Source organism: Kocuria sp. CPCC 205258 (assembly GCF_040981005.1).
Classification (GTDB): Bacteria; Actinomycetota; Actinomycetes; order Actinomycetales; family Micrococcaceae; genus Kocuria; species Kocuria rosea.
The window spans coordinates 110,800-131,855 of sequence record NZ_JAVKPS010000003.1; the positions used below are offsets into that span (position 1 = coordinate 110,800).

Below are 21,056 nucleotides of genomic sequence, written 5' to 3' on the forward strand. Positions count from 1 at the left end.
CCCCGTCCAGTCAACGCCCAGCGCCCTGCACTAGGCTGGCCGCCGTCCCGGCCCGAGCCGTCCGACCCCACCGCCCCCACCCGGGCCGACCCCTGAGGAAGACACCCGTGCGAAAGACCCTGACCACCTCCGGCGCCGCCCTGTCCCTGGCGCTCGTCCTCACGGGCTGCTCCGGGCCCGGCGTCGACTCCGTGGAGCTCAGCAACGAGCCGGACGCGGGCACGGCCCCGTCCGTCACGTTCGAGACCCCGCTCAACGCCGAGGAGGCCGGCGCGAAGGAGCTGCGCGAGGGCGACGGCGAGGAGCTCGCCGAGGGCGACACCATCCTCCTGCAGGCGGCGCTCTTCAAGGGCTCCGACGGCACCTCCATCGGCGAGACCTACTCCCGCGGCGCCGGGCAGGTGCTCCAGCTCGAGCAGGGCCTCCAGGAGTCGATCCCGGAGATGTACGACGCGCTCGTGGGCGCCAAGGAGGGCGCGATCATCGCCTACTCCTCCCCGGAGACCTCCGGGGCCGCCGGCGACGAGTCGACCTCCGTGGAGGTCTACGAGGTCGTCCGGAAGATCCCCACCGAGATCGAGGGCGACATGCAGGACAGCCCCCGGGGCCTGCCGGAGATCACCGAGAACGACGAGGGCGTGCCGGCCGTGGCGAAGCCGGAGGGCAAGGCCCCGAAGAAGCTGGTCTCCGAGTACCTCATCGAGGGCGACGGCGAGGAGGTCGCCGAGGGCGACACCGTCATCGCGCACTACGTGGGCGTCAAGTGGTCCGACGGCGAGACCTTCGACTCCTCCTACGAGAACGGCGCCCCCGCGTCCTTCCCGCTCGACAACGTCATCGAGGGCTGGCAGGAGGGCCTGGAGGGCAAGAAGGAGGGCTCCCGCGTGATCCTCTCCGTGCCCGTCGGCCAGGCCTACGGCACGGAGAAGGACCTGGGCGAGGACTCCGACTACCCGGCCGGCAGCCTGCTCTTCGTCGTCGACATCCTGGCGGCCGTGGACACCCCCGAGGCGCCGGCCGAGGACGAGGCCTCCGCCTCGCCGTCCCCCTCCGCGACCGAGGAGTAGCCCCGGTCGGCTAAGGTGGCCCGGTGGGCCCCCGAGGCCCCTCCGATCCCGACGACCACCGGTCGACGACCCGACGAACAGGAGCACCCATGTCCTTCGGAGAGCGCAAGCTCGACCGCAGCAAGCCCGAGATCGACTTCCCCGAGGGGGAGGCCCCGACCGAGCTCGTCAGCACCGACCTCGTGGAGGGCACCGGCGCCGAGGCGACCCCCGGCAAGCAGATCTCCTGCCACTACGTGGGCGTGACGTTCTCCGCCGGCGAGGAGTTCGACGCCTCCTGGAACCGCGGCCAGCCCCTCGACTTCACCGTGGGCATCGGCCAGGTCATCGAGGGCTGGGACAAGGGCCTGCTGGGCATGAAGGTCGGCGGCCGCCGTCGGCTGGAGATCCCCGCGGACCAGGCCTACGGCTCCAGGGGCGCCGGCGGGGTCATCGGCCCGGACGAGGCCCTGATCTTCGTGGTGGACCTCCTGGACGTGCGCTGAGGACCCACCGGATGGCAGCCCGATCGACGGAGCGGCTCCTCAACCTGCTCATCGCCCTGGTCTCCCGCGAACGCGGGTACACCCGCGCCGAGCTCCGGGAGGCCGTTCCGTCGTACGCGGAGTCCGCGTCCGACGAGGCGTTCGAGCGCATGTTCGAGCGCGACAAGGCGGAGCTGCGCGACCTCGGCTACCCCATCGAGGAGGTCTCCGAGGACCCCCTGTTCCCGGACGACACGCACGGCCACCGCTACCGGATCCCGCGCGGGTCCTTCACGCTGCCGCCGCTGCAGTTCACGGCGGAGGAGTCCGCGGTGCTCGCCCTGGCGGCCAACGCCTGGACCGACGCCTCCCTCGGGGAGCTCGCCCGCCGGGCCCTGCGCAAGCTCGAGCCCGCCATCGGCGGCCTGCCGGAGGACGACGCCCCGCCGCTGCTGCAGCCCACCCTCACCGCCCACGAGCCGTCCTTCGAGCCGCTGCTCTCGGCCGTGGTGCGCCACCGCGAGGTCCGCTTCGACTACCTCGCCCGCAGCACCGACCAGCTCACCACCCGGCGGCTGCGGCCGTGGGGCATCGGCTCCCGCTACGGCAACTGGTACGTGGTCGGCTGGGACCTGGACCGCAAGGACTCCCGCACGTTCCGGCTGTCGCGGATCATGTCCGACGTCACGGTCACCCGCAAGGAGTTCGACCCGCCCGAGGGCTTCTCCATGAACGAGTCCCTGTCCCAGATGGTTTCCCACGCCCCCGCGCGCACCGTGGAGGTGCTGGCCCGGCCCGGCCACGCGCACATGCTGCGCCGGATGGCCGCCCGGCAGGAGCCCGGCGTCGGCGCCGGGGACGGCGTGGACCGGTGGGACCGGCTGCACATCCCCTTCGCGGAGACCGAGATCCTCGCCGAGGAGATCGCCGCGGCGGGCCCCGGCGTCGTCGTGCCCCGGGACGGGGACGGCACCGCCCCCACCATGCAGGCCGAGGTGCGCGCCGCGGTGGTGCGCCGGCTGCGGAGCGCCGAGTCCGCCGTGGCACGGTTCCGCGGCGTGCAGGTCGACTGGAACAACAAGTCCCGCAAGGGCACGCGCAACAAGCTCTCCACCGCGGACCACCTCTCGCGGCTGCTCGAGATCGTCCGCTGGGTCTACGCCCACCAGGGCGCGGAGCTCGAGGAGACCGCCCGCCGGTTCGGGATCACCGACCAGGAGCTGATCGCGGACCTCAACACCCTGTTCGTGTGCGGCAAGCCCGGGCACATGCCGGACCAGCTGATCGACGCGTCCTGGGACGACGGCCACGTCTACCTGTCCAACGCGGACGAGCTCTCCGACCCCGTGCGCCTCACGCAGCCGGAGGCCTCCGCGCTGCTCGTGGGGCTGCAGACGCTGCGCACCGTGCCCGGCGGGGACTCCGAGGCGGTCGCGTCCACGATCGCGAAGGTCGCCGGCGCCGCGGGGGACGCCGGGGTGCTCGCCAACGCGGTGGGCGCCCGCCCCATCACGGACACGCCCGCGCCCGCCCTCGCCGACGTCATGTCCGCGGTGCGCCGCGCCGTGGAGCAGCGCCGCCGGATCCGGATCGGCTACGTGGTCCCGTCCCGCGACGAGCTCACCGAGCGGGTCGTGGACCCCGTCCAGGTGTTCTCCTCCAACACCCACTGGTACGTGCGCGCCTGGTGCCTCGGCTCCGAGGGGATGCGCAACTTCCGGCTGGACCGGATCTCCGCCGTCGAGGACGCCGGGCCGGCGGGGGAGCGCCCCGCCGCCCAGGAGGCCGCCGCCGCGTCCCCGCCCGCCCCCGGCACCCCGGACACCGTGGAGGTCGTGCTCGTCACCGACCGGCGCAGCCGGTGGATCGCCGACCAGTACCACGCCGCCCGCACGGCCGTGGTCCGGGTCCCCGGCGGGGCCCGCACCGGGCCGGCGGCCGACCACGAGGCCGCGCTCATCGGGTTCCAGACGGCCGAGGCCGTGTGCGCGCTCGTCACCCGCTACGGCGGCCAGCTCGCGGTCATCGGGCCCGACGACGTCGTGGCGCAGGTGGAACTCTGGGTGAACTCTGCGCTCGGCGCCTACGGGGCGTCCGAGCCGGCCTGATCCGCCCGCCTATACTGGAGGGCATGCTCTGGTGGTCCTGGGTCCTGCTGTGGACGGTCCTCGTCCTGCTCGGCGCGGCGTTCCTCGGACTGATGCTGTGGCGGCTGGTGAAGACCTTCTTCGTCCTGCTCCGGGACACCGAGACGGTGGCCGGGGAGTTCGCCCAGCGGTGGGACGACGCGGCCGCCGGGGTGCAGCGCCCTGTCCGGGCCGCCCCGGACCCGGCCCTGTTCACACCGGTGGGGCAAGCCGTGGCCGACTACCGGGTCGGCCGTGACCAACGAGAAACCGCCCGTCTGAGACGCCGCATCGAGCGCAAGGACCGGATGGGCCAGCCGCAGCGGATCAGCGACCTCCGCCGGGCTGAACGGAAAGGAATGTTCCATGGGTAGGCTCTTCGACAGCCCCTTCATGATCCTGATCATCCTGCTGGTGATCCTGCTGCTGTTCGGCGCGCCCAAGCTCCCGGGCATGGCCCGCAGCCTCGGCCAGTCGCTGCGCATCTTCAAGTCCGAGGTCAAGGAGATGAAGAAGGACGACCAGGCGGACGGCTCGGACGTGGTCATCGACGGCAAGGCCGTGGCGCCCGGCCGGGACGGCACCGCCGACCGTGACCCCGGCGCCACCGGCACCGCCTCGGGCACGGACACTCCGCGCGACCCCGAGCAGCACCCCGGCCGCCCTCCGGCCTGACCCCCGCCCCGATCCGCCGCACCGGCCGGTCCGCGCCCCCGACCGGGGAGCGGGCCGCCCGACCGGCCCCGCCGCCCCGGGCGGGCCCCGAGTCCCGAAGGTCCCCATGTCCTCGCAGTCCCCCCGCGGTCCGAAGAAGCGCCGGACCGCGCGCAAGGCCAATCCGCAGGCGCAGATGGCCCTGGCCGAGCACCTGCGGGAGCTGCGCAACCGGCTGATCAAGTCCGCGGTGGCCACCGTGGTGGGCATGGTCGGCGGGTTCTTCCTGTACATCCCGTTCATGGCCTACATCACGGAGCCCCTGCAGCGGCTGGCCTCCGCGGAGGGCAGCGAGGCCTCCATCAACTACTCCGCGGTGGGCTCGTCCTTCAACATCATGGTGGAGGTCTCCCTGGTGCTCGGCCTGGTCCTGGCCAGCCCCGTGTGGCTCTACCAGCTCTGGGCGTTCGTCACCCCGGCCCTGCACCGGACCGAACGGCGCTACGCGGTCGGCTTCCTGGCCGCGGCCGTCCCGCTCTTCCTGGGCGGGATCGCGGTCGCCGTGCTCACCCTGCCCACCGCCGTCTACGCCCTCACCGCGTTCACCCCGGCGGGCGGGACCAACTTCATCTCCGCGGACGTGTACCTGCGGTTCTTCCTCCAGCTGATCCTGACCTTCGGCGTCGCCTTCGTGCTGCCCGTGTTCCTGGTGGGCCTGAACATGCTGGGCGTGCTCTCCGGGCGCACGGTGCTCAAGAGCTGGCGGATCGTCGTGGTCCTCGTGATGGTGGTCTCCGCGATGGCCGCCCCGGGCCCTGACCCGATGACGATGTTCTACCTCGCGGTGCCCCTGCTCACGCTCTTCTTCGTGGCCGTCGGGCTGTGCCTGCTCCTGGACCGCCGGCGGGCCCGGAAGGAGGCCCGCCTCGCGGCGGGCACGGGGGCGTCGGCCGACGTCGCGACCCCCGCCGACGAGCTCGGCCGCCTCGGCCACGACCCCGAGGGCGGGTTCCGCACCTGACCCGCTCGGCCCGTCGCGAACGGGCCCCCGGTGGACCCGGCCACGTCCGGGTCGAGCAGTAGGCTGGACGCATGTCCTCCTACGCCGACCGATACCTGGCCGCCAAGCAGCGCGCCGCCCACGCGAGGACCGAGCTCGCCGTGTTCCAGCACCGGCTCGAGTTCGAGATGGACGACTTCCAGACGACCGCCTGCGGGGCCCTCGAGGAGGGCCGCGGGGTGCTCGTCGCCGCGCCGACCGGCGCCGGCAAGACCGTGGTGGGGGAGTTCGCCGTCCACCTGGCCCTGTCCCGCGGGCAGAAGGCCTTCTACACCACGCCCATCAAGGCGCTCAGCAACCAGAAGTTCCACGAGTTCTCCCGGGCCTTCGGCGCCGAGCGGGTCGGCCTGCTCACCGGCGACACCTCGGTGAACTCCGAGGCGGACGTGGTGGTGATGACCACCGAGGTCCTGCGCAACATGCTGTACGCGGACTCGCCCACCCTGCTGAACCTGGGCTTCGTGATCATGGACGAGGTGCACTACCTCGCCGACCGCTTCCGGGGCGCCGTGTGGGAGGAGGTCATCATCCACCTGCCGGACAGCGTCCAGCTGGTCTCCCTGTCCGCGACCGTCTCCAACGCCGAGGAGTTCGGGGCCTGGCTGGACACGGTGCGCGGCGACACGGACGTGGTGGTCTCCGAGCACCGGCCCGTGCCGCTGTGGCAGCACGTCCAGGTGGGCGGGCGGCTGCTCGACCTGTTCCTGGACGACACCACGGTGGAGGAGGCCGCCGAGCGGCTCGAGGGGCCCGGCAGCGACGAGCCCGACGTCAACCCCGAGCTGCTCCAGCTCGCCCGCGCCGAGCACCCCCGCGGGGGCCGCCGGGGTGGCCGCGGGCCCGGGGGACGCTCCCGGGACCGGTTCTCCCGCCGCAACGGCGGCGAGGGCTTCCGGCCCAGCCCCGAGACGCGCCGGGTGTCCCGCCCGCAGCTGATCCGCCGCCTCGACGCCGAGGGCCTGCTGCCCGTCATCACCTTCATCTTCTCCCGGGTCGGGTGCGACGCCGCCGTGCAGCAGTGCGTCGCCGCGGACATCCGGCTGACCGGCGAGAAGGAGCAGCAGACCATCCGCGCCCGGGTGGCCGAGACCGCCGCCTCGCTCGAGGCCGCGGACCTCAACGTCCTCGGCTTCTACGAGTGGCGCGACGGCCTGCTGCGCGGCGTGGCCGCCCACCACGCGGGGATGCTGCCGGCGTTCAAGGAGCTCGTGGAGGAGCTGTTCGCCGAGGGGCTCGTCAAGGCCGTCTTCGCCACGGAGACCCTGGCCCTGGGCATCAACATGCCGGCCCGCTCCGTGGTGCTCGAGAAGCTCGACAAGTTCAACGGCGAGTCCCGGGTGGACATCACGCCGGGGGAGTACACCCAGCTCACCGGGCGCGCGGGGCGCCGGGGGATCGACGTCGAGGGCCACGCCGTGGTGCTGTGGCAGCCCGGGATGGACCCGCACGCCGTCGCCGGTCTCGCCTCCAAGCGCACCTACCCGCTGAACTCGAGCTTCCGGCCCACCTACAACATGTCCGTGAACCTGGTGGCCCAGTTCGGCGCCCACCGCTCCCGCAAGATCCTCGAGTCCTCCTTCGCCCAGTTCCAGGCGGACCGCTCCGTGGTGGGCCTGGCGCGCCGGGTCCGCTCCCAGGAGGAGTCCCTCAAGGGGTACGAGAAGGCCATGACCTGCCACCTCGGGGACTTCTCCGAGTACGCCGCCCTGCGCCGCGAGCTCAAGGACCTGGAGCGTGCCGAGGAGAAGGCCGGCTCCCGGCAGCGGCGCTCGGACGCCGTCGCGTCCCTGCACGACCTGCTGCCCGGGGACGTCGTGGAGATCCCGCGGGGACGCAACGCCGGCTACGCCGTGATCCTGTCCACCGACCCCAACCGGGACGACCCCCGCCCCTCCATCCTCACCCTCGACCACCAGCTGCGCCGGGTGGGGGCCCAGGACCTGGACGGGCCGCTCGAGCCGGTCTCGCGGATCCGGATCCCCAAGCAGTTCACGGGCCGGACCCCCAAGGAGCGGCGCGACCTCGCCTCGTCCGTGCGCAACGCCCTGCACGAGCACCGGCCCCCGCGCGGCGGCGGCCGCGGGCACACCATCCAGTTCGACCGCGGCACCAGCGCCGCCGAGCGGCGCATCACGGAGGTCCGCAAGGCCCTGCGCGGCCACCCCTGCCACGGCTGCTCGGACCGCGAGAGCCACGCCCGCTGGGCCGAGCGCTGGTGGACGCTGCGCCGGGACACCGACGGGCTGCTGCGCCAGATCGAGAGCCGCACCAACACGATCGCCAAGACCTTCGACCGCGTCTCCGAGGTGCTGGGCTCCTTCGGCTACCTCGAGACCCTCCCGGACGGGGAGGTCCGGCCGACCCGCGCCGGCGAGCAGCTGCGGCGGATCTACGGGGACCGGGACCTGCTCCTCGCCCTGAGCCTGCGCGACGGCTTCCTCGACGACCTCGACCCCGCCGCCACCGCGGGGCTCGTGACCCTGCTCGTCTACCAGGCCAAGCGCGAGGAGCAGGGGATCCAGCCGGTCCTGCCGACCGCCGCCATGGACCGGGCCGCACAGACCGTGGTGCGCAACTGGTCCCTGCTCACCGACCGCGAGCAGGAGCACCATCTCCCGGCCACCGCGGAGCCGGAGTTCGGGCTCGTGGAAGCCATGCACCTCTGGGCGCGCGGGGCGACCCTGAGCGCGGCCCTGTCCGGCACGGAGCTCGCCGCCGGCGACTTCGTGCGCTGGACCAAGCAGGTGATCGACATGCTCGACCAGCTCGCCAAGATCGACCTGCTCGACGCCGGCACGCGCGCCCAGTGCCAGCGCGCGATCGCGCTGGTGCGCCGCGGCGTGGTGGCCCACTCCGCGTTCGAGGACTGAGCCGCGCCATCCCGCCCCGCGCCGCCCCGTCCACCGGCACGACCGCCCCGCACGACCCCCGCGCACCACCGCCCCCGAACAGGAGACCCGTGAGCACCACTGTCCCCGCCCGTCCCGTCCTCTACCGCAACGGCTCCGTCTACAGCCCCGCGGACCCGTTCGCCACGGCCCTGCTGGTCGACGGCACCCGCGTGGCCTGGGTCGGCTCCGAGGAGGCGGCGCAGTCCCTGCAGGACTCCTCCATGGACGTGGTCGACCTCGACGGGCGGCTGCTGGCCCCGGGATTCGTGGACTCCCACGTGCACGTGACCGAGACCGCCCTGGCGCTGTCCACCCTGGACCTCACGGCGGCCGGCTCCCTGCACGAGGTGCTCGACGCCGTGGCCGGTGCCGCGCGCACGAGCACGGGCCCGGTCCTCGGCTCCGGCTGGGACGAGTCCGTGTGGCCGGAGCGCCGGGCGCCGACGGCCGAGGAGCTCGACCGGGCCGCCGGCGGGCGCGAGGTCTACCTGACCCGCATCGACGTCCACTCCGGGGTGGTGTCCTCGTCCCTGGCCCGGCGGCTGGGCCTCGCCGGGACCGACGGGTGGCTCGGCGACGGCCGCGTGGAGAACCTGGCCCACGACCGGGTGCGCGCCGCGGCGCTCGACTTCGACGCCGGGCGCCGCGCCCAGCTGCACCGGCTCGCCCTGCGGCACGCCGCGGCCCAGGGCTACGTGGCCCTCGTCGAGGCCAACGCCGAGCAGGTCGCCCCCTTCGAGGACCTCGTGCGGCTGACGGCCCTCGCCAACCACGGGGTCGGAGCCGAGGGCGCCAGTCCCCGCGTGCTGCCCTACCGGGGGGAGCTCGTGGCCACGGCCCAGGAGGCGCTGGCGGTGGCGGAGCGGTTCGACACCGCCCTGGCGGACCTGCTCGGACGCGCCGTGGAGCGGCGGGAGTCGCTCGTGGGGCTCGCCGGGGACCTGTGCGTCGACGGCGCCCTGGGCTCCCGCACCGCCGCGCTGCGCGCCCCCTACGCCGACGCCCCCGGCGACCTGGGGGACCGCTACCTCGACGCCGCGGCCGTGGCCGCCCACCTCGCCGCGACCACGGAGGCCGGTCTGCAGGGCGGCTTCCACGTCATCGGGGACGCCGGGATGGACATCGTCCTCGACGGCCTCGACCGCGCCGAGGCGCTCGTGGGGGAGCGGGCCCTGCACAGCGCCGGCCACCGCCTGGAGCACGCCGAGATGATCGACCCGGTGGGCATCGAGCGGCTCGCCCACCACGCCGTGACCGTGTCCGTGCAGCCGGGCTTCGACGCCGCCTGGGGCGGACCGGGCGGGCTCTACGAGCAGCGCCTCGGGGCCGACCGGGCGGCCGCGATGAACCCGATGGCCTCCTTCTACCGCGCCGGGGTCCCGGTGGCCCTCGGCAGCGACGCCCCCGTGGTGCCGCTGTCCCCGTGGGAGACCGTCCGCGCCTGCCTCCAGCACCACGACCCGGACCAGCGGATCTCCGCGCGGGCCGCGTTCCTCGCCTCCACCCGGGGCGCGTGGCGGGCCGCCCGGCACCCCGACCCCATGCAGGGCCAGCTCGCGCCCGGCACCCCTGCCACGTTCGCCGTCTGGGAGGTCGAGGCCCTCATGGTGCAGCAGGCCGAGGGGACCGGCTCCGCCTGGAGCACCGACCCGCGCGCCCGCACCCCCCTGCTCCCCGCGCTCGACGGCGCGTCCCTGCCCGTGTGCCGCCAGACCGTGCTCGACGGCGTCGAGCTGTACCGCTCCGCCGGGTTCTGAGCCGCGGGGCGCCCGGCCGCGCCGCGCCGGGAGGATCTTGGTCGCAGGCGCGGGGCAGGTTAGGCTGGGCAACTGCTGCCGGGTGGGCTCGCTCGTCCTTAGAAAACAGGCCGGCATCCCCTCAGGGCCGGACTGGTCCGAAGACGAGGGAGCCTGCCCTGTGGTGCGGCAGGCAGACCTCGAAAGGAACCACCCGGTGCGCGTACTGACCGTCATCCCCACCTACAACGAACACGAGTCCCTCCCGACCGTGATGGACCGGCTCCGCCAGGCCGTCCCGGACGGGCACGTGCTGGTGGTGGACGACAACAGCCCGGACGGGACCGGCCGTCTCGCCGACGAGATGGCCGCCGCGGACGGGAACATCCACGTCCTGCACCGCACCAGCAAGGAGGGCCTCGGCGCCGCGTACATCGCCGGCTTCCGCTGGGGCCTGGCCCGGGACTACGACGTCCTGGTCGAGATGGACGCCGACTGCTCCCACCAGCCCGAGCAGCTCCCGCTGCTGCTGGACGCCGTGGAGCGCGGCGCCGACCTGGCCATCGGCTCCCGCTACGTCCCCGGCGGGCGCACCGTGAACTGGCCCCTGCAGCGCCAGCTGCTCTCGCGCGGCGGCAACCTCTACGCCCGGACGCTCCTGGGCTCCCGGATCCACGACATCACCGCCGGCTACCGCGCCTTCCGCCGCGAGACCCTCGAGCGGATCGGCCTCGAGACCGTCGACTCCAAGGGCTACTGCTTCCAGATCGATCTCGGCTGGCGCACGGAGCGGGCCGGCCTGAGCGTCGTCGAGGTGCCGATCACCTTCGTGGAGCGCGCCGAGGGCGAGTCCAAGATGAGCCCGGACGTGACCCGGGAGGCCGTCGTGCGCGTGGCCCAGTGGGGGCTCACCGCCCGCGCCAGGACCCTGGCGGGCAAGCTCACCCGCCGCTGAGCCTCTGGCGGGCGCGCTGCCCGGCACATGCGGAGGGCCCCACCCGGTTCGGGTGGGGCCCTCCGCATGTGCCGGGCGACGGGATCAGATCGCGTGCTTCTCCCGGTAGAACTCGACGCGCTGGGCGAGGATCTCCTCCAGCTCGTCCGTGCTGCGCCGCTCCAGGAGCATGTCCCAGTGCGTGCGCTGGTGCTTCTCGTTGGGGTTCACCGGCTTCTCGCCGTTGACGATGATCGCTTCCTTGCCGGTCTTCGACACCCACACCGGCGGGATCTCGGCCTCCGCCGCGAAGGTGACGGTGACCTTCTCGCCGTCCGCGGTGCGGTACTCGACGCGCTGGCGCGGGGCCGGCTCGACACCGGCCTCGGTCTCCATGGACTGGGAGCCCAGACGCATTCCCCTGAGGCTGCGGTCGCTCATTGTGGTGGTTCCTCCATAACTGACGGTGGCCACGGCAGTGGCGCACGCTCGGGCTGACGGCGGGTCGCACCGACCCGGGATCCGCTGGGTGCAACGCACGGGCCCCCGGGGTTGTTCCCCGGGGCCCGGGCCCGCCGCGTCAGCGGGCGGCCGGGCCGTCCTGCGGCGGCATCGGGTCGTCGAGGCGCACGAGGGCCTCCGGGTCGATGGTCGAGGGCCGGGGGATGGTGAACTCGTCCGGGTCGACGGTGGTGCGCTCCAGGTTGGGCTGCAGGTCCTCCTCCGTCACCCGGACGGCGTCCGGCTTCACGAGGGGCTCGTCCGCGGACTCGGGCTCCGGCATCTCGTCCGCGTCCGACCAGGTCCGGTCCGGGCCGTCCTCGTCCGGCTTGGAGAGGAAGTCGCCCACGCCCCGCAGGGCGTCGCCGAGCTCGGCGGGGATCATCCACACCTTGTTGGCGCTGCCCTCGGCGACCTTGGGCAGGGTCTGGATGTACTGGTAGGCCAGCAGCTTCTGGGTCGGCCGGGCCCGGTGGATCGAGTCGAAGACCTTCCGGATGGCCTGGGCCTCGCCGTCCGCGCGCAGGATCGCGGCCTTCGCCTCGCCCTCCGCGGACAGGATGGCCGCCTGCCGCTGACCCTCGGCCATGAGGATCCGCGACTGCTTGTCGCCCTCGGCCGTGAGGATCACCGCGCGGCGCTCCCGCTCGGCGCGCATCTGCTTCTCCATCGAGTCCTGGATGGACGGCGGGGGAGTGATCTCCTTGATGTCCACCCGCGACACCCGGATGCCCCAGCGTCCCGTGGTGGAGTCCAGGACCCCGCGCAGCTCGGCGTTGATCTTGTCGCGGGAGGTCAGCGCCTCCTCGAGATTCAGACCGCCCACCACGTTGCGCAGGGTCGCCGACGTCAGCTGGTCGGCGGCCTGGATGTAGTCGACGATCTCGTAGGTGGCGGCCCGCGGATCCATGACCTGGAAGTAGACGACCGTGTCGATGCCGACCACGAGGTTGTCCTCCGTGATCACGGACTGCGCCGGGAAGGACTGGACCTGCTCGCGCAGGTCGATGAGGGGCAGGAGACGGTCCACGAACGGGATGAGGAAGTGCAGACCGGGGGTGAGGGTGCTCTGGTACTTGCCGAGTCGCTCGACGATCCCGGCCCGGGCCTGCGGGATGATCCGCACCGACCTCAGCAGGATGATGAAGACCAGGACGACCAGGATGGCGAGCAGGACGATGACGGCTAGGTCCACGGGTGCCTCTCTCGGTGGTGCCGCTCCGGGCGGCGTTCCCGCCGGGCCGGTGCGGTCTTGGGGGTCAGAAGGACGGGCGCGGCGCCGGCCCGCCGTCGGCGGCCGGAGCGGGGTACGGGGCCACGAGAACGGTCGCGCCCTCGATGTCGTGGACGAAGACGTCGGTGCCGGGGGGCAGCTGCTCGCCGGTGACCGAGCGGGCGCTCCAGGTGTCGCCCTCCAGGCGCACCAGCCCGCTGCGGCCGGTCACGGGGTCCAGGACCTGGCACGGGAGGCCGATGAGCCGGGCGGCGTTGGACGCGGTCCCGGGCGTGGACCGGTTGAGGCGGCGCAGGGCCACCGGCCGCACCACAAAGATGAGCAGCACCGAGGCGAGGGCGAACGTCACCACCTGGAGCACGAAGTTGTCCGTCACCCAGCTCACCCCGAACGCCAGCAGCGCGGCGGCGGACATCATCAGGAAGAGGAAGTCCAGGGTGAGCATCTCGACGGCGGCCAGAGCGATCACGACGATCAGCCACAGGACCCACGAGTTCTCGACCAGCCACTCCCACATGTCCGTCCCCGGCCTTCCGAATCCGCGTCCGCGAGGGCACCCTCGCCTTGGACCCATTCTGCCCCACGGGCCTGACAGGACGCTGGAGCGGCGTGGCGGCAGGGCTGCGGCCGGCGTCCCCGGAATAGGCGCTGTTCCGGGGGCGTTGGGATCTCTACGGTGGTCGCACCGGACTCTCCGGGGGCTGCGGGACGCCACCGTCCGTCGGTCCGGCCCGGTGCCGGTCCGCCCCCACAGACCCCGGCACGCGGGAGGAGGAGATCCATGAAGCTCATCACCTCGGTGGCGGTCTCCGCCGCCGGCGCCTGGCTCGCCGGGACGGCGACCGCCGTGGTCGGCCTCTCCGCGCTGCAGTCCCGGCTGCCCGCCCTGATCGCGCGGGGCGTTCCCGCCGAGCCCGACTTCGAGCGCGCGTTCGTCCTGCTCGGCACGGGCCGCTGCGCGCCCGGCGACGACCGGGCGGAGGTGCTGCGGGCCCGGCTCGAGGAGTCCTGCGGCCGGCCCGTCGTCTACGTGGACCTCACCGTCAAACCGGAGGCCTCCGCGCGCCGGGCCGCCCGCGCCCGGGAGCTGGCGCGGGACTTCCACGCCGACCTCGTGCTGGACCACGACGTCGAGGACCCGGCCGGCCGGTCCTGAACGGCGCCGGTCACCCGCCGGTAGTCGTCACCGGCAGGGGCGCTGTGGCGTCGAGCAGGTGGAAGGCCTCCGCGCTGAAGTCGATGGCCACCTCGTCCCCGGCGGCCGCCTCCGGCACCTCGGACAGGTCGAGGGTCAGGACCGTGCCGTGGTCGAGCAGCACCGGGACCTGCTTGCCGCCGACCGTGTAGGTCAGCTCGTTCTCCCGGGACGGGATGTGGTTGACGAGACCCACCTTCTTGGGCTCGGTGGTCGGCTCGGTGCACCCGTAGTCGATGCACCAGCCCGCGGGGAGCGTCTTGACCTGGCTCAGCTCCGTGGTCCAGGAGTAGAGGGTCGTCTCCGGCGGGCTGCTGGCGAAGAACATGCCGCCGACACGCAGCAGGTCGTAGTAGAGGGAGTCGATCTCCTGGTCCAGCACGTCGCTGGCCCCCGCGTGGATCAGGGCGTCCTGCCCGAGGCCGGCGTCCCGGATCGCGGCCACCGCACTGTCGAAGCGGTTCTTCTGGGCCACCGTGGTGTTGGCCGTGTCGTTGCGCTCGATGGCGTCCTTGTCCTCCGCCGTGACGGTGGAGAAGTGCGTGGCGATGCCGGCGAGCTCCAGGTGCGGGGCGTCCTCGACGGCTCGGGCCAGGGGGAGCGCCTCCTCGGGCACGACGCCCTCGCGCCCCATCCCCGTGTCGACCCACAGGTGGACCTTCAGCGTCCCTCCCGTGGTGGACAGCACCTGCTCCGCCGCCTCGACCCAGGCGCGGTCCGTGGCGGCGACCTCCACGTCGTAGTGCATCAGCAGCGGGATGTCCTCGATCTGGGCGACGTAGAGCACCGCGATCTTCGCCTCGACGCCGGCCTCGCGCAGGGCGATGGCGTCGTCGAGCTTCGGCACGAAGATGTAGTCGACCTCGGCGGCGTCCTCGATGACCTTGCCGAACACGTCCACGGGCTCGCCGTTCTTGAGCACGGCGCCGAGCTGGACGTTCGACGGGAAGTCGGCCCGGATCGCCTCGGCGTTGCTGCGCACGGTCTCCGTGTTCACCGTGAGGAGGGGGACGTCCTGCGTGCCCTGCGTCGTGTAGGTGTAGGCGGTCTTCTCCCCGACGTCGCTCCCGCCGGAGGCGAAGGAGACCTCGACCGTGCCCGGGGTCCCGCGGGCCGGGGCCACGCAGGCGTGGCGCGCGGAGCGGTCGTCGAACTCGCACTCGACCTCCGCCTCGCCGAAGCGGACGGTGACCGGGCCGTCGGTGCCCCCGCCGGTGTCCGCCAGGACCAGGTTCCCGCCCTGCAGGCCGCCGTGCGACGGGGAGAGGGCGACCGATCCGGAGGCGGTCGCGGGGGGCGCGTCCGAGCCCTCGTCCTGTCCGCAGCCGGCCAGGGCCAGCACCGACAGGGCCAGCACGGAGGTCACCAGCCGGCGCCCCCGGCCGTCCGTCACGATCACAGTGTTCCGTCGTCCCACGGATGTCCTCCCTTGAACCAAGAATTTGCCGACGCGAATTCAGGTCGGCCACGGCGAGCGTATCGGCGGCCGGCCCCCGAGGCCGGGTCGTCGGGGGAATCTCCCCACAAGTGGCCACAAAAGGAGGGCCGGGCGGCGCAACACGAGGACATCGGCACGCTGACGGCGTCGACAGGGGAGAGGCGCCGGTCTGTTCGGAGCGGGACGGTCAGTCCGCCGCGTCGTGGCGGTGCTGCGGCCCTGTACGTCTCGTGCGTCCAGTGCGGGAACACGAACTCGCCGAACAGCAGGGACAGCGCCAGCAGCGCGGGCAGCACGCCCAGGAGGATCAGCACCGACCGCTCACCGTGGCGGAACCATGCGACCATCGCGGTGACGCCCCCGGCGATCATCGCGCCCAGCGCGAGGAGCACCGGTGCGACGACGACGAGCGCGGGCTCGGTGCCGCTGTCCTGCCGGACGACTGTCAGGACGGGCCCGACCGCGCCCAGCACGAGCCCGGCGCCGGAGAGGCCCACGGCCCACCGGAACGACGGCGTGCGCGGACACGGATGCCGAGCCCTGCGACCCCTGACAGCTTGCTCCGTAAAGCGCCGATAATCGACATTATGTAAAGTAGCGCGGAGCGGAGCCTCCCCTCCGGTCCGTTCCACCCGCTATGTACCACCCGCGCGCATCCGTGCTCCCGCATGCCTCCGCTGCTCGTCGCACCGGCCGCTCCATCCGGGACGCCGCGCCGCACGAGAACGCATCCCTCTTCGATCGCCCCGCCGTCCGACCCGCACTCCGCCACGAGTCCGGCACCCGAGGCCGTCCGGCGGCCCTCCGCGGCCTCCGGGCCCGGACCATCGACCCCTGGTGGAAGGTTGAGACTTTTTTCCCCGCAGCCCTCAACTCTCAAGGTGCACCTGAGGCTTCGGGATTCCCGGATCGCGACCCGGGGACGTCGCACTAGATGTGATGTCCAGGGAGATTGTCCCGCCGCAAGGCGGTGAGTCGGGCTGACACGGGAAGGCCTCCGGTAGTGAAGTGGAGCTGTCTAGTTCACCGCTTCACCCACCGGAGGCCTTCATGTCCCACGTTAACGCCGTCCTGACCCCTCGTACACGCCTACGCCTGGCCCGGCTGATCGTCGAGGATCAGTGGACCTACGCCGCGGCGGCCAAGATGTTCATGGTCTCTGCCCGCACGGCCAAGAAATGGGCCGACCGCTACCGGGCCGAAGGCCAAGCCGGGATGGCTGATCGCAGCTCTCGCCCGCGCACCAGCCCGACCAAGACCGCCCCCGGGGTGGTCCGGAGGATCGTGGCCCTGCGGTGGCGACACCGACTGGGCCCAGTGCAGATCGCCGGCCGACTCGGAATGCCGGCCTCGACCGTGCATGCGGTGCTGGTGCGCTGCCGGATCAACCGGCTCTCCCGCATCGACCGGGTCACCGGCGAACCCCTGCGCCGCTACGAACACGACCATCCCGGATCACTGATCCACGTCGACGTCACCAAGTTCGGCAACATCCCCGACGGAGGTGGCTGGCGCTACCTCGGTAAGCAGCAAGGCGACCGCAACCGCGCCACCACCGATACTCAACGCCGCAAAGGCCCAGTACGTGGCCCCCTGATCGGGACCGCCTTCGTGCATACCGTGATCGATGACCACTCCCGGATGGCGTACGCGGAGATCTGCACCGATGAGAAGGCTGCCACCGCGATCGGGGTGCTGCGCCGAGCCAGGGCGTGGTTCGCCGACCAGGGCGTCACCGTGGAGCGGGTGCTCTCGGACAACGGGTCCTGCTACCGCTCCCATGCCTGGGCCCAGGTCTGCGCCGAGCTGAGCATCAAGACCAAACGCACCCGCCCCTACCGGCCCCAGACCAACGGCAAGATCGAACGCTTCCACCGCACCCTGGCCGATGGCTGGGCCTACGCCCGGTTCTACCCCTCCACGGCAGAGCGCGACGATGCCCTACCGGGCTGGCTGCACTTCTACAATCATCATCGAGCCCACTCCGCACTTGGAGGCCAGCCACCGGTCACCCGCCTGACCAACCTCCCTGGACATCACAACTAGACTGCCAGCATGCACACGTCCGCCCCCCTCACCGCCCGCCCCGAGGAACGCACCACGCACTCCGGTCCCTGGGTCGCGGCGCTGACCGTGGACGTGCTGCTCGTTCTGCTGTTCGCCGGCCTGGGTCGCAGCACCCACGCCCTGGACGCCGCCGGCCTCATCATCACGGCGTGGCCGTTCCTGGCCGGGCTCCTGCTGGGGTGGATCGGGTGGCGGGTGCACCGCGCCCCGTTCGCCGTCTGGCCGAGGGGCGTCGCGCTGTGGTCGACGACCGTGGCCGTGGGCATGGGTCTGCGCCTGCTCGTCGGCGAGGGCACGGCACCGAGCTTCGTCCTCGTCACGCTCGCGGTGCTCGGCGTCTTCCTGCTGGGCCCCCGCGCCCTGGTCTCGGGGCTGCGCGCGGCCCGCTCCCGCCGTCCGCGCTGACCCCTCCGTCCCGCCGGTCCTGCCGGCCCCGCTCCCGCGAAAGGTGCTCCATGCTCACCGCCATCGTCCTCATCAAGACCTCCGCCGACCGGATCCCCGAGGTCGCCGAGGAGATCTCCGACATCCCCGGCATCAGCGAGGTGTACTCCGTGACCGGCGACTGGGACCTCATCGCGATGGTGCGCGTGCACCGGCACGAGGACCTCGCGGACGTCATCGCCGATCGGCTCTCCAAGGTCGAGGGCGTCGTGGGCACGAACACCAACATCGCGTTCCGGACCTACAGCAAGCACGACCTGGAGGCGGCCTTCTCGCTCGGCATCGACTGACGGGCACCGGTCGCCCGGCCTCGTGCCGCCGGGCCGGAGCCCGCGCGGCGGTCGGGCGCACGGACAGCAGGAGGCCGGCGGGGGAACGCCCCGCCGGCCTCCGTCGTCGTCGGCCCTCCGCCGGCGCGGCGCCTCAGCGCGCGGTGTGGGCGATCCAGCGGTCCAGGACGGCGCGGGCCGCGCCGCTGTCCACCGACTCCTCCGCGCGCCGCACCGCCGCGGCCATGCGGTCCTGGAAGGACCCCTCGGCGCCGGTGTCGAAGGCCACGAGGCCGGCGGCGGAGTTGAGCAGCACGGCGTTGCGCACGTGCCCCTTCTCCCCCGCCAGGACCCGCTCGACCACGCCCGCGTTGTACCGGGCGTCCTGGCCCCGGAGGTCCTCGATCGTGGCCCGGGGCATGCCGAGGTCGAGCGGCTCGAGGTCGTGGTGGTCGACCCGCCCGTCCCGGACCTCCCAGACCTCGGAGGGCGCCGTCACGGTGAGCTCGTCGAGGCCGTCGCCGCCCCGGAAGACGAGGGCCCGGTCGCCGCGGGCCGCGAAGACGCCCGCGATCAGCGGCGCCAGCGAGCGGTCGGCCACACCGACGGCCGAGGCCTCGACCCGCGCCGGGTTCGTGATCGGCCCCAGGAAGTTGAAGGCGGTGGCCACGCGCAGCTGCGCCCGGGCCGCCGCGGCGAAGCGCATCGACGGGTGGAAGGTCTGGGCGAAGAGGAACGTGATGCCCACGTGCCGGGCCGCGGACTCCACCATCTCGACCGGCAGGTCCAGCCGCACCCCGAGCGCCTCCAGGACGTCGGCGGAGCCGGACTTCGAGGACGACGCACGGTTGCCGTGCTTGACGACCTTGGCCCCGGCGCCCGCGCACACGAGGGCGGACATCGTGGAGATGTTGACGCTGGAGAGCCGGTCGCCGCCGGTCCCCACGATGTCCAGGGCCGGGCCGGGGATGTCGACCGGCCGGGCGTTGCCCACCATGGCGTCGGCCAGCCCGGTCAGCTCCTCGACCGTCTCCCCCTTCGCCCGCAGGGCCACGAGGAAACCGGCGATGACGACGTCGGACACCTCGCCCGACATGATCGTGTCCATGGCCCAGTAGGCCTGGTCGCGGGTCAGATCGGTGCCGGAGATCAGGGCGGTGATCAGGTCCGGCCACTCGAAGTGCGGGGCGGTCGTCGGTGTCGTCGTGTTCACGCCCCCGATCGTATCGCCCGCCGCCGGACCGGCCCGAACGCGCTCCCGGGCGGAGGATGCCCCTCGCCGAGGACTTGTGACACGGATCGCATCCCGGGCTCGGAGGCCCCTTGATCCCCGGCCTCCCGCGCCCGGACGCGCGAGGAGACGGCACGCCTCGTCAGCGGGGGCCCCCGCCACCCGGACACGCGAACCGCCCGACCCCGCCCCTGGTTGGTCCACCGGGAGTTTTGGCGACATAATGTCTCTGTGACGACTGCAACCCATACCCCAGCCAAGCCGGTAGGCGGGTCGATCAACCGACCCAACCTCACCTCAGTGGGCACCATCGTGTGGCTCGCTTCCGAGCTGATGTTCTTCGCCGGCCTCTTTGCCATGTACTTCACCCTGCGCTCCACCGCACCGGAGCTCTGGGCCGAGGAGACCGCCAAGCTGAACGTCTGGCTTGCGCTCGCCAACACCATCGTCCTGGTGCTGAGCTCAGTGACCTGCCAGTTCGGCGTCTTCGCGGCCGAGCGCCTCCAGCCACGTAGGACCGGCGGGATCTTCCAGGTCACGCGCTGGGGCATGATCGAGTGGTTCGCCCTGACCTTCATCATGGGCGCGATCTTCGTGGCGGTGCAGTCCTTCGAGTACGCGGAGCTGGTCGCCCACGGCATCAGCATCCCGGCCAACTCCTACGGCTCCGCCTTCTACATCACCACGGGCTTCCACGCCCTGCACGTGACGGGCGGTCTCATCGCGTTCCTGTTCATCATGGGGCGTGCCTTCATCGCCAAGCGCTTCGGGCACTTCGAGGCCACCTCGGCGATCGTCGTGTCCTACTACTGGCACTTCGTGGACGTCGTCTGGATCGTGCTGTTCCTCGTGATCTATTTCCTCAAGTAGGCCACGCGGTCCGGAGGACGCACCAAGCAAACCAACACCGAGTTAAAGGAACGTTTGACGTGAAGGCACTTTCGCAGCAGCGACGCCACCCTCTGGCCGTCCTGGTCCTGATGGTCCTGGCCCTGCTCCTCAGCGGTGGGCTCTACGCAGTCGCCACCACCACCAACGAGGCCAAGGCCCAGACCGAGTCCTACACCGCGCAGGACATCGAGGAGGGCGAGAAGCTGTTCGTCGCGAACTGCTCCACCTGCCACGGCCTCGACGGCGCCGGGACCCCCTCCGGCCCGTCGCTCGTCGGCGTCGGTGCCGCCGCCGTCGACTTCCAGGTCGGCACCGGCCGCATGCCCATGCAGGCCAACGGGCCCCAGGCCGAGCAGAAGGCGGTCCAGTTCAACGACGAGCAGGTCCGCCAGTTCGCCGCCTACGTGGCGACCCTCGGCGCCGGCCCGGGCATCCCCGAGGAGCAGTACCTGGACGTCTCCCAGGGCAACGCCGCCAACGGTGCGAAGGTGTTCCTCGCGAACTGCGCCATGTGCCACAACGCCGCCGGTGCCGGCGGCGCGCTGACCCGCGGCAAGTACGCCCCCTCGGTGATGGACGTCGAGGAGAAGCACATCTACGAGGCCATGCAGACCGGCCCGCAGAACATGCCGGTGTTCAACGACGCGAACATCACCCCCGAGGAGAAGCGGGACGTCATCACCTACCTGAAGACCCTCGAGGACAACCCCAACCCCGGTGGATTCGGGCTCGGCGCCCTCGGCCCGGTGTCGGAGGGCCTGTTCGTCTGGACCATCGGGCTCGCCGTCATCATCGGGTTCACCGTCTGGCTCACCTCGCGCTCCGCCTGACGGGCCGTGCCGGCAGCGGATGTC

Annotated in this window: 21 protein-coding genes; 15 read left to right on the forward strand and 6 right to left on the reverse strand. The window is 72.4% G+C overall.

The genetic code is table 11. From position 1 onward, the window contains the following. Positions 1–107 precede the first annotated feature (107 nt). The 9 genes from RF644_RS06440 to RF644_RS06480 all read left to right on the forward strand — a co-directional run bounded on the left by RF644_RS06440 (position 108) and on the right by RF644_RS06480 (position 10,953). Positions 108–1,067: an FKBP-type peptidyl-prolyl cis-trans isomerase gene (locus RF644_RS06440; protein WP_368795902.1), complete on the forward strand. Its 960-nt coding sequence runs from the start codon at positions 108–110 to the stop codon at positions 1,065–1,067. Between the two features lie 89 nt (positions 1,068–1,156). Further along, the gene (locus tag RF644_RS06445) at positions 1,157–1,552 is read left to right on the forward strand and encodes an FKBP-type peptidyl-prolyl cis-trans isomerase (protein ID WP_017833513.1); all 396 of its coding nucleotides are present in this window, start codon (positions 1,157–1,159) and stop codon (positions 1,550–1,552) included. An 11-nt stretch (positions 1,553–1,563) separates the two neighbouring features. After that, positions 1,564–3,639 carry a helix-turn-helix transcriptional regulator gene (locus RF644_RS06450; RefSeq protein WP_368795903.1) on the forward strand — a complete coding sequence of 692 codons (2,076 nt, stop codon included), beginning with the start codon at positions 1,564–1,566 and terminating at the stop codon, positions 3,637–3,639. A gap of 23 nt (positions 3,640–3,662) precedes the next feature. Beyond that, positions 3,663–4,031, forward strand: coding sequence for a hypothetical protein (locus tag RF644_RS06455; RefSeq protein ID WP_017833515.1), 369 nt, complete (start codon positions 3,663–3,665; stop codon positions 4,029–4,031). Beyond that, positions 4,024–4,332: a Sec-independent protein translocase subunit TatA gene (gene tatA / locus RF644_RS06460; protein ID WP_368795904.1), complete on the forward strand. Its 309-nt coding sequence runs from the start codon at positions 4,024–4,026 to the stop codon at positions 4,330–4,332. The genes RF644_RS06455 and tatA overlap by 8 nt, the downstream gene beginning before the upstream one ends. A gap of 175 nt (positions 4,333–4,507) precedes the next feature. Next, entirely contained in the window at positions 4,508–5,332 is an 825-nt protein-coding gene (tatC, locus tag RF644_RS06465; RefSeq protein WP_043738970.1) for a twin-arginine translocase subunit TatC, read from the forward strand. A 71-nt stretch (positions 5,333–5,403) separates the two neighbouring features. Beyond that, the gene (locus tag RF644_RS06470) at positions 5,404–8,241 is read left to right on the forward strand and encodes a DEAD/DEAH box helicase (RefSeq protein ID WP_368795905.1); all 2,838 of its coding nucleotides are present in this window, start codon (positions 5,404–5,406) and stop codon (positions 8,239–8,241) included. Positions 8,242–8,330: 89 nt separating this feature from the next. Beyond that, the gene (locus RF644_RS06475) at positions 8,331–10,019 is read left to right on the forward strand and encodes an amidohydrolase (protein ID WP_368795906.1); all 1,689 of its coding nucleotides are present in this window, start codon (positions 8,331–8,333) and stop codon (positions 10,017–10,019) included. A gap of 196 nt (positions 10,020–10,215) precedes the next feature. Further along, positions 10,216–10,953 (forward strand): polyprenol monophosphomannose synthase, encoded by a 738-nt coding sequence (locus RF644_RS06480; protein WP_109222708.1) that lies wholly within the window; start codon positions 10,216–10,218, stop codon positions 10,951–10,953. A gap of 84 nt (positions 10,954–11,037) precedes the next feature. On the opposite strand, the gene RF644_RS06485 is transcribed toward RF644_RS06480, so the two are convergent. The 3 genes from RF644_RS06485 to RF644_RS06495 form a co-directional block, all read right to left on the reverse strand. Then, positions 11,038–11,373, reverse strand: coding sequence for an RNA polymerase-binding protein RbpA (locus RF644_RS06485; RefSeq protein WP_031283042.1), 336 nt, complete (start codon positions 11,371–11,373; stop codon positions 11,038–11,040). A 139-nt stretch (positions 11,374–11,512) separates the two neighbouring features. After that, positions 11,513–12,628 carry an SPFH domain-containing protein gene (locus RF644_RS06490; RefSeq protein ID WP_368795907.1) on the reverse strand — a complete coding sequence of 372 codons (1,116 nt, stop codon included), beginning with the start codon at positions 12,626–12,628 and terminating at the stop codon, positions 11,513–11,515. Positions 12,629–12,692: 64 nt separating this feature from the next. Further along, complete coding sequence (locus RF644_RS06495; RefSeq protein ID WP_368795908.1) at positions 12,693–13,184, reverse strand: NfeD family protein; 492 nt, start codon at positions 13,182–13,184, stop codon at positions 12,693–12,695. Positions 13,185–13,448: 264 nt separating this feature from the next. On the opposite strand from RF644_RS06495, the gene RF644_RS06500 reads away from it, so the two are divergent. Beyond that, complete coding sequence (locus RF644_RS06500) at positions 13,449–13,823, forward strand: hypothetical protein (protein WP_368795909.1); 375 nt, start codon at positions 13,449–13,451, stop codon at positions 13,821–13,823. Between the two features lie 10 nt (positions 13,824–13,833). Here the strand turns inward: RF644_RS06500 and RF644_RS06505 are convergent, their stop codons facing one another. Continuing rightward, complete coding sequence (locus RF644_RS06505) at positions 13,834–15,279, reverse strand: alanine racemase (RefSeq protein ID WP_368795910.1); 1,446 nt, start codon at positions 15,277–15,279, stop codon at positions 13,834–13,836. After that, positions 15,258–15,797, reverse strand: a complete 540-nt coding sequence (locus RF644_RS06510; RefSeq protein WP_368795911.1) for a hypothetical protein — start codon at positions 15,795–15,797, stop codon at positions 15,258–15,260. Before RF644_RS06510 ends, RF644_RS06505 begins: the two co-directional genes overlap by 22 nt. Before the next feature lie 553 nt (positions 15,798–16,350). Here RF644_RS06510 and RF644_RS06515 point away from each other — a divergent pair. Genes RF644_RS06515 through RF644_RS06525 form a run of 3 tightly spaced genes read left to right on the forward strand, consistent with a single transcriptional unit; the run spans position 16,351 to position 18,101 of the window. Then, positions 16,351–17,346, forward strand: coding sequence for an IS481 family transposase (locus RF644_RS06515; RefSeq protein ID WP_323632900.1), 996 nt, complete (start codon positions 16,351–16,353; stop codon positions 17,344–17,346). Between the two features lie 9 nt (positions 17,347–17,355). Continuing rightward, on the forward strand, positions 17,356–17,772 hold the full coding sequence (locus tag RF644_RS06520) for a DUF3054 domain-containing protein (protein ID WP_368795912.1): 417 nt from the start codon (positions 17,356–17,358) through the stop codon (positions 17,770–17,772). A gap of 50 nt (positions 17,773–17,822) precedes the next feature. Further along, positions 17,823–18,101: an Lrp/AsnC family transcriptional regulator gene (locus RF644_RS06525; protein WP_368795913.1), complete on the forward strand. Its 279-nt coding sequence runs from the start codon at positions 17,823–17,825 to the stop codon at positions 18,099–18,101. Between the two features lie 133 nt (positions 18,102–18,234). Here RF644_RS06525 and trpD read toward each other — a convergent pair whose 3' ends face one another. Next, positions 18,235–19,293, reverse strand: coding sequence for an anthranilate phosphoribosyltransferase (gene trpD / locus RF644_RS06530; protein WP_109269382.1), 1,059 nt, complete (start codon positions 19,291–19,293; stop codon positions 18,235–18,237). 249 nt (positions 19,294–19,542) lie between these two features. On the opposite strand from trpD, the gene RF644_RS06535 reads away from it, so the two are divergent. After that, the gene (locus RF644_RS06535; RefSeq protein ID WP_368795914.1) at positions 19,543–20,181 is read left to right on the forward strand and encodes a heme-copper oxidase subunit III; all 639 of its coding nucleotides are present in this window, start codon (positions 19,543–19,545) and stop codon (positions 20,179–20,181) included. Positions 20,182–20,240: 59 nt separating this feature from the next. Further along, the gene (locus RF644_RS06540; RefSeq protein ID WP_017833530.1) at positions 20,241–21,032 is read left to right on the forward strand and encodes a c-type cytochrome; all 792 of its coding nucleotides are present in this window, start codon (positions 20,241–20,243) and stop codon (positions 21,030–21,032) included. The last annotated feature ends 24 nt before the right edge of the window (positions 21,033–21,056 follow it).